General features: G+C 60.7%; 10 protein-coding genes. 1 reads left to right on the forward strand and 9 read right to left on the reverse strand.

Features of this window, described 5'->3' with window-relative positions:
- Positions 1-4: 4 nt before the first annotated feature.
- From AC07Y2_RS00800 to AC07Y2_RS00815, 4 genes are all read right to left on the reverse strand, one after another.
- Positions 5-1,660, reverse strand: coding sequence for a PqiB family protein (locus AC07Y2_RS00800; RefSeq protein ID WP_103385226.1), 1,656 nt, complete (start codon positions 1,658-1,660; stop codon positions 5-7).
- A gap of 113 nt (positions 1,661-1,773) precedes the next feature.
- Positions 1,774-3,075 (reverse strand): NAD(P)/FAD-dependent oxidoreductase, encoded by a 1,302-nt coding sequence (locus AC07Y2_RS00805; protein WP_103385227.1) that lies wholly within the window; start codon positions 3,073-3,075, stop codon positions 1,774-1,776.
- Positions 3,072-4,160 carry a polyamine ABC transporter substrate-binding protein gene (locus AC07Y2_RS00810; RefSeq protein WP_039768596.1) on the reverse strand — a complete coding sequence of 363 codons (1,089 nt, stop codon included), beginning with the start codon at positions 4,158-4,160 and terminating at the stop codon, positions 3,072-3,074. Before AC07Y2_RS00810 ends, AC07Y2_RS00805 begins: the two co-directional genes overlap by 4 nt.
- 165 nt (positions 4,161-4,325) lie before the next feature.
- The gene (locus tag AC07Y2_RS00815; protein ID WP_007951306.1) at positions 4,326-5,684 is read right to left on the reverse strand and encodes a glutamine synthetase family protein; all 1,359 of its coding nucleotides are present in this window, start codon (positions 5,682-5,684) and stop codon (positions 4,326-4,328) included.
- A 161-nt stretch (positions 5,685-5,845) separates the two neighbouring features.
- Between AC07Y2_RS00815 and AC07Y2_RS00820 the strand changes: the two genes are divergently transcribed.
- Positions 5,846-6,754, forward strand: a complete 909-nt coding sequence (locus tag AC07Y2_RS00820) for a helix-turn-helix domain-containing protein (RefSeq protein WP_103385228.1) — start codon at positions 5,846-5,848, stop codon at positions 6,752-6,754.
- A 111-nt stretch (positions 6,755-6,865) separates the two neighbouring features.
- Here AC07Y2_RS00820 and AC07Y2_RS00825 read toward each other — a convergent pair whose 3' ends face one another.
- The 5 genes from AC07Y2_RS00825 to AC07Y2_RS00845 all read right to left on the reverse strand — a co-directional run bounded on the left by AC07Y2_RS00825 (position 6,866) and on the right by AC07Y2_RS00845 (position 12,991).
- On the reverse strand, positions 6,866-7,915 hold the full coding sequence (locus tag AC07Y2_RS00825) for an acyltransferase family protein (protein WP_103385229.1): 1,050 nt from the start codon (positions 7,913-7,915) through the stop codon (positions 6,866-6,868).
- Between the two features lie 127 nt (positions 7,916-8,042).
- Positions 8,043-9,521, reverse strand: a complete 1,479-nt coding sequence (locus AC07Y2_RS00830) for a family 16 glycosylhydrolase (protein ID WP_103385230.1) — start codon at positions 9,519-9,521, stop codon at positions 8,043-8,045.
- Entirely contained in the window at positions 9,521-10,576 is a 1,056-nt protein-coding gene (gene galE, locus AC07Y2_RS00835; protein ID WP_103385231.1) for a UDP-glucose 4-epimerase GalE, read from the reverse strand. The genes AC07Y2_RS00830 and galE overlap by 1 nt, the downstream gene beginning before the upstream one ends.
- A 29-nt stretch (positions 10,577-10,605) precedes the next feature.
- Positions 10,606-12,024 (reverse strand): oligosaccharide flippase family protein, encoded by a 1,419-nt coding sequence (locus AC07Y2_RS00840; protein WP_103385232.1) that lies wholly within the window; start codon positions 12,022-12,024, stop codon positions 10,606-10,608.
- A 13-nt stretch (positions 12,025-12,037) separates the two neighbouring features.
- A complete protein-coding gene (locus tag AC07Y2_RS00845; protein WP_074690534.1) occupies positions 12,038-12,991 on the reverse strand; it encodes a glycosyltransferase family 2 protein in 954 nt (317 codons plus the stop codon).
- Between the last annotated feature and the right edge of the window lie 7 nt (positions 12,992-12,998).

Raw genomic sequence — 12,998 nt, forward strand, 5'->3', positions numbered from 1 at the left:
GTGCTCAATTGCGCGGCGGCCCTTTGAGGTCCAGCGGCGGGGCGTTGTCGGGGCGGCCGCGAATCAACGATTCCGGATGCCGGCCCAGATAATCGGACAGCTCACGCAGCGAACGGGACATGCGCCCGAGCTCGTCGAGGGTCTCGGTCAGTTGTTCGCGTTGCGGCGAGTCTTCGGCCAGGGTCGAACTGGCCGACTGCAGGGTCTTGCTCAGGTCGGCGAGGGTGTTCTGCACGCCGGGCAGGGTCCTGGCATTGAACTGGGTCAGGCCTTTGCGCAATTCCACGAGGTTGCTGTCGAGGTTGCCGGCAATCCGTTCCACCGGCAGTTTGTTGAGCTTGTCGATCATCGCTTCGAGTTTTTCCTGCAACTGTTCGAGGCTGCCGGGGACGGTCGGAACGCTGATCGGGCGAGCGGTGGGGTCAAACGCGACTTTTTCGGCTTTGGGGAAGAAATCCAGCGCGATGTACAACTGGCCGGTCAGCAGGTTGCCGCTGCGGGCCTGGGCGCGCAGACCGTTGTCGATAAAGGTGCCGATCAGGCGCACGGCGGCGGCTTCGTCGTCTGGATTGTGCTCGAGTACCTTGAGCATCTTGACGTGAGCCTGGCCGAGGCGTTGCGGGTAGATCACGATGCCGACGTTGAGCGGGAAGCTGCGTTTTTTCGGATCGAAGTCCAGGTTGACGCTCACTACCCGGCCGATTTCGATGCCGAGAAACTCCACCGGTGCGCCGACTTTCAGCCCGCGCAGGGCCTGATCGAAACGCAGGGTCAGGTATTGCGCCTTGCCGTTGGGCGGGGCGAGGGCGGTTTGCTGGTCGTCGAACAGGTCGTAGGTTCTTTCTTCGGCGGCGGCGACATCGTTGGGGCTGTACTCCGGCGCGCGGAAGGCGATGCCGCCCACCAGCAAGGTCGACAGCGATTCGGTTTTCACCGCAAAGCCGTTGGCGCCGACGTTGACGTCAATCCCGCTGGCGTTCCAGAACCGGGTGTTTTCCGTGACGTAGGCGTCGTTCGGCGCATGGATGAACACCTCGATGTTCACTCCTTTGCCATCGGCATCCAGCGCGTAGGCCACCACCTGGCCCACCGGGATCTTGCGGTAGTAGACCGGCGAGCCGATATCCAGCGAGCCGAGGTCCGAGGCGTGCAGGTTGAAGCGTTTACCCGGCTCGCCGTAGGTGATCGGCGGTGGATTCTCCAGGCCTTTGAAGTTTTTCGAGCGCGAGTTGGACTGACCGATGTCGGCGCCGATGTAGTCACCGGACAGCAACGTGTCGATGCCCGAGACACCGCCCGCACCGATGCGCGGCCGGACGACCCAGAACTGCGAGTCTTCGCGGGTGAAGGTTTCGGCCTGCTTGGCCAGTTTGATGGTGGCGTTGACGCTTTTTTGGTCGTCGCTCAGCTCGACGTCCGTGACCTGGCCGATCACCACGTTGCGGTATTTGACTTCGGTCTTGTTGGCGGTCAGGCCGCTGCCGGTCTTGAAGGTGACGGTGATGGTGGGGCCTTCCTGCATCAGGTTGTGCACCACCAGCGAGAGGCCCACCAGCACCGCGACGATCGGCACGATCCACACCAGCGAAATGCTGAAACGGCGGGTCTTGACCGGCGCCTGGCCGGGCGCTCGCGGTTGATCGGCGGCTGACGACTCCATCCATGACCTCCAGGGTGTGTTGGGCACTGAGCGTCAGGAACGCAAAAGCACTTCATCAATATAGAAGTGCTTCGCGATAGAGCAAATGCGCAGGCCGCTTTAACCGGGAAGCGTCATCCCAGCAGTTCCCGCAGGCGATACCAGAACATGCCCAGTGCCAGCAGTGGCGAACGCAGCGCCGGGCCGCCGGGGAAGGTCATGTGCGGCACGCTGCTGAACACGTCCATGCCCTGACTGTGACCGGCATGAATTGCTTCGCCCAGCAGCTTGGCGCACCAGTGGGTGACGTTCAGGCCATGGCCGGAATAGCCCTGGGCGTAGAACACATTCGGGTGCTGTTTCAATCGACCGACCTGCGGGAAGCGATTGGCGGTGATGCCGATCTTGCCGCCCCATTGATAGTCAATGCGCACATCCGCCAGTAGCGGGAACACCTTGAGCATCTTCGGTCGCATGTAGGCAGCGATGTCTGCCGGATCCCGTCCCGAATAATGGCAGGCACCGCCGAACAGCAAGCGCCGGTCCGCCGAAAGCCGGTAGTAATCGAGGCCGACTTTCTGGTCGCACAACGCCAGGTTCTGCGGAATCAGCTCGGCGGCGCGTTCCGCCGACAGCGGTTCGGTGGCGATGATGTAGCTGCCGGCGGGCAGGACCTTGCCGCTGAGTTGCTGTTCGAGTTCGTCCAGATGCGCGTTGCAGCCGAGCACGAGACTGCCGGCGCGCACGCTGCCGCTCCGGGTGCGGACTTGAACGGTCGAACCGTGGAGGATTTCCAGCACCGGGCTCTGCTCGAAAATCCGCACCCCGAGGGACGCTGCCAGCCGCGCTTCACCCTGCACCAGATCCAGCGGATGCAAGTGCCCTGAACCCATGTCGATCAGGCCGCCCTTGTAGACTCCCGCGTTCACCACTTGCTGACGAATCAGCTCAGGGGCAACCAGCCGCGTTTCATGGCGGTAGCCCAACTGCGCCAGGCTGTCCTGCTCGGCCTTGAAGGCTTCGAACTGCGCCGGGGTGTTGGCCAGCTCGCAGAAGCCCCAGCGCAGGTCGCACTCGATGGCGTTGTCGGTGATGCGCTGGCGCACCAGCTCCACCGAGTCGATCCCGGCCCGGTGCAGGTAGCGCACGCCTTCGCTGCCGACATGCCGGGCGAAGCCTTCGACGTCATGACCGATCCCGCGAATCAGCTGCCCGCCATTGCGCCCGCTGGCGCCCCAGCCGATGCGCCGGGCTTCGAGCAGAATTACCGAAAGCCCGCGCTGCGCCAGTTCAATAGCCGTGTTGACGCCGGTGAACCCGCCGCCGATCACGCAGACATCGGCGATCAGATCGCCCTCCAGTTGCGGATAAGGTGTGCTGGCCCGGGCCGACGCGGCGTAATAGGAGCGGGCGTGTTCCTGGGTGTACTGATTCATTTGTTCGACTTCACTTTGCTCCAGGACCGGGTCATCAGACGCATGATCGACTGGGGCGGGGTAGAGGAGATGTAGAGCTTGTCGAGGACTTCCTGGGATGGATAGACCTCGGGATTGTTGACCAGCTCCGGATCCATGTATTGCTTGGCCGCCGGGTTCGGGTTGGCGTAGCCGACCGAGGCGCTGACCTTGGCGATCACTTGCGGATCGAGCAGGTAATTGATGAAGGCGTGAGCTTCCCTGGTGTTGCCGGCGTCGGCGGGAATCGCCAGCAGGTCGAACCACAGGTTCGCGCCTTCCTTGGGAATCGAGTACGCGATGTTCACGCCGTTCTTGGCTTCCTTGGCGCGGTTGGCGGCCTGGAACACGTCGCCGGAATAACCGAAGGCCACGCAGATGTCGCCGTTGGCCAGGTCGGACACGTATTTCGAGGAGTGGAAATAAGTGATGTACGGCCGGATGCTCAGCAGTTTCTCTTCGGCCTTCTTGTAGTCCTCGGGTTTCTCGCTGCGCGGGTCCATGCCCAGGTAGTTGAGGATCGCCGGGAACACTTCATCGGCCGAGTCCATCATCGACACGCCGCACTGGGTGAGTTTCTTCAGGTTCTCCGGTTCGAACAGCACGGCCCAGGAATCGATGTGGTCGATGCCCAGCACTTGCTTGACCTTGTCGACGTTGTAGCCGATGCCGTTGGTGCCCCACAGGTATGGCACCGAGTGCTCGTTGCCCGGGTCGTTTTTCTCAAGCAGGGCCAGCAGTTTCGGGTCGAGGTTTTTCCAGTTCGGCAGTTGCGCGCGGTCCAGTTTGAGGAAGGCGCCGGCCTTTACCTGACGGGCGAGGAAGTGGTTGGACGGCACCACCACGTCATACCCGGTACGCCCGGCGAGCAGTTTGCCTTCGAGGGTTTCGTTGGAGTCGAAGACGTCATAGATCACCTTGATCCCGCTGGAGGACTGGAAGTCGGCGAGGGTGGTTTCGCCAATGTAATCGGTCCAGTTGTAGACGCTGACCTGGGGTTGGGCGAAGGCACCGGCACTGCATGCCAATGCCAGGGTGGCGGGAATCAGGGATTTCAACAGACGCATATCGACACCTCTTCGATTGATCTTCCCATGCTGATCGTTCCCACGCTCCGCGTGGGAATGCCTCAATGGACGCTCCGCGTCCGCTCTTGGGACGCAGAGCGTCCCGGGCTGCATTCCCACGCAGAGCGTGGGAACGATCGTTGGGTTGGGTTGTTTTTATTTTGGTTACACGCTCAGCAACAGGAACTCCCGCTCCCAGGAACTGATCACGCGCTTGAAGTTTTCATGCTCGGCGCGTTTCACCGCGACGTAGCCGCGCACGAACTTGCTGCCCAGGTATTGCGCGACGGTGTCGCACTCTTCCATCTGGGTCAGGGCTTCTTCGATGGTGATCGGCAGGCGCAGGTTGCGGCGCTCGTAAGCCCGGCCTTCGACGGCGGCGCTCGGTTCGATGCCTTCGACCATGCCGATGTAGCCGCACAGCAGGCTCGCGGCGATGGCCAGATACGGGTTGGCGTCGGCGCCGGGCAGACGGTTTTCAACCCGCATCGCCTCAGGGCCGGAGGTCGGCACCCGCAGGCCGACGGTGCGGTTTTCTTCGCCCCATTCGACGTTGACCGGTGCCGAGGTGTCCGGCAGGAAGCGGCGGAACGAGTTCACGTTCGGCGCGAACATCGGCAGCACCTTCGGGATGTACTTCTGCAGACCGCCGATGTGATGGCGGAACAGGTCGCTCATGCTGCCGTCGGCATTGGCGAAAATCGGCTGGCCGCTGGCGATCTCGACCACGCTCTGGTGCAGGTGCATGGCGCTGCCGGGCTCATCGCCGATCGGCTTGGCCATGAAGGTTGCGGTGACGTTGTGCTTGAGCGCCGCTTCACGCAGGGTGCGTTTGAACACGGTGATCTGGTCGGCCAGATCCAGTGCATCGCCGTGGCGGAAGTTGATTTCCATCTGCGCCGGGCCGTCTTCGTGGATCAGCGTGTCCAGGTCCAGGCCTTGCAGTTCGCACCAGTCGTAGACGTCTTCGAACAGCGGATCGAACTCGTTGGCGGCGTCGATGGAGAACGACTGACGACCGCTTTCGGCGCGACCGGAACGGCCCAGCGGTGCCTTCAATGGCAAGTCCGGGTCTTCGCAGCGCTGGGTCAGGTAGAACTCCATTTCCGGCGCCACGATCGGCTTCCAGCCTTTGTCGGTGTACAGCTGCAGGACTTTCTTCAGCACGTTGCGCGGCGACAGTTCGATCGGGTTGCCGAACTTGTCGAAGGTGTCGTGGATGACGATGGCGGTCGGCTCGATGGCCCACGGAATCACGTATACCGCATCGCTCACCGGCTTGCAGACCATGTCGATGTCGGCCGGGTCGAGCAGGTCGTAGTAGATGTCGTCGTCGACAAAATCCCCGGTTACCGTTTGCAGCAGCACACTTTCCGGCAGGCGCATGCCTCGCTCATGCAGGAACTTGTTGGTCGGTGCGATCTTGCCGCGGGCGATGCCGGTCAGGTCGCTGACCACGCATTCCACTTCGGTAATCTTGTGATCTTTCAGCCATGTGAACAGCTGATCGAAAGGGGCATTCATAAAGACCTCGTCGTTGGTTTTGTTGACGCGGGGGAACGCGATTTCATCTTTCGCAGGCTTCCCCTGTGGCGCGTTGACGACTATCTTGGGCGGGCCTTGCCGTTCCATCTATCCACTTTCAGCAGCACCAAAGTGCACCAAAAGAGTGCGCAAGGTTCCCCATGACGACGTGCAATCCGCTTCAGGTTCAAGCGTTCAACACCGCCGATGTCACCGAACAAATCCGCGCCACGCCGGGTTGGGTGCAGCATTACCAGCAGATGTCGCCAGGGCATTTCGCGGGGCAGATCCGCTATCTGGATTTGCAGGGAGTGGAGGTTTACGAAGAACAGATGAACACCCGGGTCGAGCAGAATTTCAGCGCGCCGCAAGGGGCTCTGGCGTTCTGTTTCGATCGCAGCGACAACGCGCTGTATCTGCTCAATGAAGAGAGCCGCAACATCTGGATCACCCCGGAGAACTACCAGGAAATCGCTGTGGTGTTCGGCCCGGAATTCGTCCAGCGCAACGGACTGGACATGGCCCGGCTGGAGGGTTTGTTCATGGCACCGCTCAATGGCGCGCAGAACGGATTGTTCAGTCGCTGGTTAAGCTCCACTCTCACGAAGTTGTCGCAAGCCCTTGATCTGCCGAGTAAAGAGGCACTGACTCAGCAGCTATTGGAGGACTGCCTGTTCATCCTCGACAACGCGAGCGTGTGTCTGGACGGCGGCGGTTTGCAGCGTCGCGCCGAGGAGCGAATCACCCTCAAACGCGTGGGCGAGTGGGCGGCGGATTCGCCGGAAGAAACCCTCAATCTGCTGGAATTATCGCGGGTCGCCGGGGTTTCCCTGCGCCAGTTGCAGCAGACCTTCAAGGCCTATACGGGGATGTCGCCAAGCCAATGGCTGCGCTTGCGCAGGCTCAACAGTGCGCGGCGCGAATTGCTCAAGCGTTCGCCCGCGGAGACCACCGTGGCGGAAGTGGCGATGAACTGGTCGTTCTGGCATTTGGGGCGTTTTTCAAGCAGTTATCGAGCATTGTTCAAGGAGTTACCGAGCGAGACGTTGAAGCGTTCATCGTCCTTGTAACGGGTGCTCTGCGCCACAAACAAAAAAAGGCGGGAGAGGTTTCGGTATTCACCGAAGCCTCTCCCGCCTCTTTTTCATCTGCCGATATTGCCAAGCCTGTTGCGTTACCGGCTAACCAACTCTGAGACGCTTGAAGGAGGACGAAAGGGATCTTTTCATCAGTCTGGCCATCGGGGTTTCTATTTCCTTATGGATGACATGGGACGCACCTATCATCAAAGCGATGGTGCCCCAGAGCAGCACGTGTGGATTGATGGTCGGATAAGCGATGTTGAAGATCATGAAGCCGATCATTTGATGCAGCAGGTAAAGCGGGTAAGTCAGTGCGCCCAATGCTGTCCAGTCGAACTTCCCCACGGCTGACGTCTTATGCGTCGCGATAAAAAGGAAGGTCATGAAAAACAGGGCAATGACGCCGCAGATGATCAAGGAGTCGTAGTCAGTCGAATATTTCAGTTCAATCGACTCGGCCCACTTGATCGCGTTGAAGCTGGCCAATGCCTGCGCGGCTGCCAGCAGGGAAATACGGGATTTGGTAAACCCCTTGTCCCAGATGATGTAGAACGTCGCGCCAGCGATGAAATAGGCCGCGTAGTCGGTGATCAGGACCGAGCGCAGTTTTTCGAAAGCAAAGACTTCCGCTGCGGCCGAGATCAGCAGCCAGAGTACGAGGAAGGTTTCTATTTTCTCTATCTTCTTGAAAGCCAGCAGGACGGCGATCATCAGGTAGAACTTTATTTCGACGAACAGAGACCAGTAGACCCCGTCTATGGGGGGCACACCGAGCAGGTCGCCTAGAAAGGTCAGGTTGATCAGGTATTGATAGAAATCGGCCGAAAATCGTGGCTGCCCGATGGCCAGCGTGATGAGAAAGGTGATCGTGCAGCACACCCAGAACGCCGGGCAGAGGCGGATGACCCGAGAAATGAAGAACACTTTGAGGTTGTTGCTCGAAGCGGTCATCAGGATCACGAATCCGCTGATCATGAAAAACAGTTCGACGCCCAGATACCCGTATTTGGCAACGTCAGCCAAAAGTGGATAGGGCATGACCGACATCTCACCCCTCGCATAGCCGCGAAACGCATAGTGAAAGATCACCACCGCGAACGCCGCAAGAAAGCGCAGCAAATCCAGTTCTGTCAGCCGTCGGTTGTTCATGTGCATGCGCTCCGGGGGTGTTCGCGCGAATTGAAAACTGACGACTGTGCCGAGTGAAAATCGACTCAAGGCGAAAGCTATGACGGTTGGGGCGGCTCATCGTCTGGCCCCAGGCCTGGTGTGAGGGTCAAGGATTGCGTTGCCACATGCGGATGTAATCGACTTCAAAAGTGGAGGGCAGGTCAGCATCGTCGACCACGCCGAACCATTTCCACATGGCCTCGCTGTCGAAGACGATCTGCATGGGGAAAAAGAAATAATGGTTCTTCGATTCTCTGACCAGCACACCATCGACGTACCAGCGCAGGGTATCGGGCTGCCAGTCGAAGCCGTAGACATGAAAGTCGCCGGCCAGCCGCCAGGGACTGGTCCAGGTGCTGCCGTTGGCTATATGTTCGGTGCTGTGCGGTGTGGCCCAGAGGTGGGCGTTCATGTTGTAGGCGCGGTCTGAAAGCGCATTTTTGGTCTTGCCGCCGATTTCAAAAATGTCGATTTCGGTGGCGTTGTCAGTCATGCCCGTCCAGGCCAGCCAGAAGGCGCTGGACGCTGCGGAATTCATGGGTTTGGCCCGCGCTTCGTAGTACCCGTAGAAGCCGCGTTCAAGGGTACGCACCATGGCTGAGGTGTAGTCCTTGAAGCCGAGCTCGACGTATTTCTGCGGCAGGGTTTCCCTGCGAAAGACAATGTTCAGGTTGCCATTGCCGACACTGGCGTTGCGCTCGGTGAACAGCGCCGGCTTGCGGCCCAGTGACTCATTCCCGACAGCATTGTTGACGTGCCAGCGTGTGCGGTCGAGGGTGGTGCCATCGAACTCGTCGGACAGCTTCGTGTTGAGCACCCATTGACCGGCATTGGCCTGATCGGACAAGGGCAGTTGGGCGTTGATGCGCGTCGGCAATGTCCCCAATGGACCGACGCGGGTCCAGGTGTCGGCATGCGTGGGGATGGCCACGGACCATTTGTCTGCCAGGTATTGAAAGGCGCGCTGGCGCTCGGCGAGCGAGGCGAATGGACGGTCATACACCAGCACTTCGGCGATGTCGCCGCGAAAGTTTTCCGAGTGACCGACGGCATTGCGCCCGACCCCGTAGGGGCCGATCGGCACGTCGTGCAGTTCAAGCACGGAAACCGTTGGCTCGTACTCCCCGGTTTGCGCCAGGCTGACCGCGAAATTCGGCAGCACGTTGTCGTTGCTGGCGGCCTGCGGGCGTGAACTGAACAAGCGTTGCCAGGGATCGACTCCGGCCTGTTCCGGCAACCGCCGGGACACGATCAGTACGGTCACAGATCCTTTAGCCGTGCGCAGGGCCCGGCCGAGTAATCCCGAATTGCCGTCGAAGCGCACCACCGCATGGCCATTGAGGCTGTTTCCTATCCACTGTGGCGGTGAGCTGGCGTCAGCGACCGTCGCGTCATTGGCCTTGCCGGATTTGTCGCTCCAGCGCTGGAGCCGGTTCTGCGCATCCAGGGTCATCGCGGATGAGTCGGCCGCGTCCAGCCACAACACGAGGCCGGTGGTCGGTACAGGCGCTGGCGCCTGCGCGGCGTTGCTTGCCAGCGCAACCGAAAACAGCACGACCAGCAGACATTCCTTGAGCATCGGCATCACTTCACCGCAACGGGTGCCGGAATCTTGAATGACGATTGATACCCCTGCGGATTGCACGACTGCCAGCGCCAGCTATCGGTGATCATCTGTTCCAGGCCGCGCTGCGCGCTCCAGCCCAGTTCGCGTCCCGCCTTGGCCGGATCGGCCCAGCACTTGGCGATGTCACCGAGACGTCGAGGGGCGAAGCGGTACGGAATGCTGATGCCGGTGATGTCCTCGAAACTGTGGATGATCTGCAGCACGCTGTAGCCGACGCCCGTGCCGAGGTTCCAGAAGTGAATGCCATTGTCGTGCTGCAGCACTTGCAGGGCCTTGAGGTGACCGATGGCCAGGTCGACCACGTGGATGTAGTCGCGCACGCAGGTTCCGTCCACGGTGGGATAGTCGCTGCCGTACACCGTGAGTTCGGGTATCCGGCCTATGGCAACCTGGGTCAGGCAGGGCAACAGGTTGTTGGGGCGGCCGCTCGGGTCTTCGCCGATCATTCCGCTTTCGTGGGCGCCGATCGGGTTGAAGTAACGCAACAATCCAACGCTCCAGCGCGGATCGGAGTTGCACAGATCCGTCAGCAACTCTTCGATCATGAGCTTGGTGCGGCCATAGGGATTGACCGGTTTGCCGGTGCCGAAATCTTCGGCAATCGGCGTGCGCGTCGGCTCCCCGTACACTGTGGCTGACGAGCTGAACACCAGCCGGAATACGTTATTGCGGGCCATCGCCTGACACAGGCCAAGCGTGCCGGCAACGTTGTTGACGTAGTAGTCCAGCGGCTTGCGCACGCTTTCCTCGACGGATTTGAGACTGGCAAAGTGCACGACGGCGTCGATGTCGTATCGGCTGAAGATATCGTCGAGCAGGACCGGGTCGCGAATATCGCCCTTGATGAAGTCGACCCGGGTCAGGGTCAGTTGCTCGAGGCGCCGGATGCACTCTCGACAGCTGTTGCACAGGTTGTCGAGCACCAGCACCTTGTGGCCGGCGTTAATGAGGGCCAGAGCCGTATGCGAGCCGATGTAGCCGGCACCGCCAGTAATCAACGTGGTTTTGCGCATGGTGAGGCCTTCCTGTCTCAGGGCTGAACTCAGCGGGAGGTGAAAACCGATTTGAATTCCTGTGGCCAGTGCGGGTGCAGGGCGCTGTAACCCACGGCATAACTCAGTGCGCCGAGTACGACGCTGCCGATCAAATGCAGGTAACCCTGGAGACCCAGCTGCGGTAGCACCAGCAGCACGGTTGCCGCCATGACCAGGGAAGCGATCACGCTGCGGTAACTGGCTTCGAAAAAGCCGCGCCAGCTGTAGCCGATCGCCGTGTTCAGGCCGCGGATTTGCAACGGCGTGATGACCAGCATGCGCGCCAGCAGAGCGACGGCTGCAGCCATGCCGCCGTACAGGTTGCCGAGGGCGTAGACCAGCGCCAGGGCCAGCGCGGTGGTCAGCACTTCAGCCTTGATCGTGAGGTGGCTGCGGTTGACCGCCACCAGTGCGGTGGTGGCGTACATGGCGCTGTTGCCGATGGCGGCGGTGCAGGCCAGCACTTGCAGCAGCGGGATGGCCTCTGCCCATTTGGCGCCGAAGATCAACAGGATCAGGTCGCTTGCGGTGAGTGCGAGTCCGATGAACAGGGGCGTCAACAGAAAGCCGCTGACGGCGGTTGAATCGCCAACGATCCCGATCAATCGTTTGGGCTCTGCGCTGCGCCGGGAGAACGCCGGCAGCGCGTAGCTCAGCAAGCCGTTGTAGATCGCGGTGCGTGGCAGTTCGATGATGCGCATGGCCATGTTGAACATGCCGACCGCGTTCGCGCCGGCGGTGATGCCCAGAACCACATTGACTCCGCGCTGCAGGGTTTGCGAGCTCAGCGCGTTGACGGCAACCGGTGCGCCTGACCTCAACAACTCGCGCAGGATCGGGCCGTCGATGTGAAAGGGGATGTGGCGTGGGTCTGCGCGCATCAACACAATGATCGACACCAGTTCCATGATCAGCGCCTGGGCAATGACCGCCCACGCACCCAGTCCCCAAAGCGCCACGGCAATCCCGCCGACACCACCCGCCACTTTGCCCAGCAACGTGCGCGAAGCCAGCATCTTGAAGTTACCGCTGCGGCGCATCTGCGCCACATAGACCCGCGCCATCATGGTGAACAGGATCTTTATCGAGGCTATCGCCGTCATCCATTGCAGCAGCGGGTCGGGGGTGTACAGCATGACCGCGCCGGAAATGACGCCAATGCTCGCCAGACTGACCAGCACCGCCGCCCAGTAGGCGGTGCTGATGTGCTTGTCCTCCAGTCGCTCAAGCCGGACCAGCGGGTCTTCGAGCACTGACGAGTACACCAGACCGATCAACTCGACGATGGCGATGATTACCGTGCCCACACCCAGCTCGGCAGGCGACAGCAGCCTGGCGTAGGCGACAAAGGTAATCATCGACAGCAGGATCAGGCCGAATTTCTCGGTGAAGATCCAGGTCAATGTCGTCAGACGGTGGTTGGCCATGGCGGATACCGTATCAATGAGCCGTGGTTGACGCCGTTGCCTTGCGCAAGGTTCTGGCGCGGGCATACAGGTAGCGCAAGGTCGGTTTGCCGCTGGCGAAGATCAGGGCCTGCCAGGAGCAATCCAGCATTCGCCGGTACACGCCGAGGACCTGGTCATGCTCGCCACGTCGGGAAAACGCCTCAAGAAAATCGGTGTGGTTGCCCAGCACGAAATCGATCCGCTGCTGCCGGGTCAACTGCGCGCCGTAACGGGCGAGGTACACCTCGATGAAGCGGATTTTGTTCTGGTAGTACTTTTTCGGATTCGCGGTCATGTTGCCGCCATTGACCGTGCGCTCCAGCAGCACCTCCGGCACCGTGTGGATCTCCCAATGCTCGGCGATCCGGGTCCACATGAAACGGTCTTCGGAATAACGCAGGCTGGCATCGAAGCCGCCGAGTTGCATGATCACGTCACGCTTGACCAGCGCGGTGGAAACGCCATTGACGACGTTGGCGTGGATGAAATCGTAGAAATGCCGGCCGTTCTTCAACCGGTCGTCCCGCTGACGTCTGCCATCGCTGTAATTGACCTGCGCATAGCAGTCGATCAGCCCCACCGGTCGACCCTGTCGCGTGAGCTCGTCATACAGTGCCAGTTGTAACTCCAGCTTTCGCGGATGCCATTGATCATCGGCGTCGAGCATTGCCACAAACGTCTCTTCAGAGTGGCGCATCCCATGATTGCGGGCGCTGGCCTGGCCTTCGTTGGTTTGCTGCAACAGGGTCAGGCGAAACGGCGCGGCGAAGTCTCGAACCCGTTGTGGTCCGTCATCGGTGGACCCGTCGTCGATGACGATGACGTGATCGGGCAGTCGGGTTTGCCGGGCCAGGGAGGTCAGTGTCTGCTCGATGCTGTCGGCGCCGTTGTACATCGGGATGATGACGCACACCGAATCTGCTGAAGGGGAGGATTGGTTGGGCACGGTGATT

The organism is Pseudomonas sp. GW456-12-1-14-TSB6 (assembly GCF_059424205.1).

Coding starts and splice junctions, on each gene's coding strand:
- AC07Y2_RS00800 (WP_103385226.1), bottom strand. CDS start 1,660: ATGGAGTCGTCAGCCGCCGATCAACCGCGAGCGCCCGGCCAGGCGCCG.
- AC07Y2_RS00805 (WP_103385227.1), bottom strand. CDS start 3,075: ATGAATCAGTACACCCAGGAACACGCCCGCTCCTATTACGCCGCGTCG.
- AC07Y2_RS00810 (WP_039768596.1), bottom strand. CDS start 4,160: ATGCGTCTGTTGAAATCCCTGATTCCCGCCACCCTGGCATTGGCATGC.
- AC07Y2_RS00815 (WP_007951306.1), bottom strand. CDS start 5,684: ATGAATGCCCCTTTCGATCAGCTGTTCACATGGCTGAAAGATCACAAG.
- AC07Y2_RS00820 (WP_103385228.1), top strand. CDS start 5,846: ATGACGACGTGCAATCCGCTTCAGGTTCAAGCGTTCAACACCGCCGAT.
- AC07Y2_RS00825 (WP_103385229.1), bottom strand. CDS start 7,915: ATGAACAACCGACGGCTGACAGAACTGGATTTGCTGCGCTTTCTTGCG.
- AC07Y2_RS00830 (WP_103385230.1), bottom strand. CDS start 9,521: ATGCCGATGCTCAAGGAATGTCTGCTGGTCGTGCTGTTTTCGGTTGCG.
- galE (WP_103385231.1), bottom strand. CDS start 10,576: ATGCGCAAAACCACGTTGATTACTGGCGGTGCCGGCTACATCGGCTCG.
- AC07Y2_RS00840 (WP_103385232.1), bottom strand. CDS start 12,024: ATGGCCAACCACCGTCTGACGACATTGACCTGGATCTTCACCGAGAAA.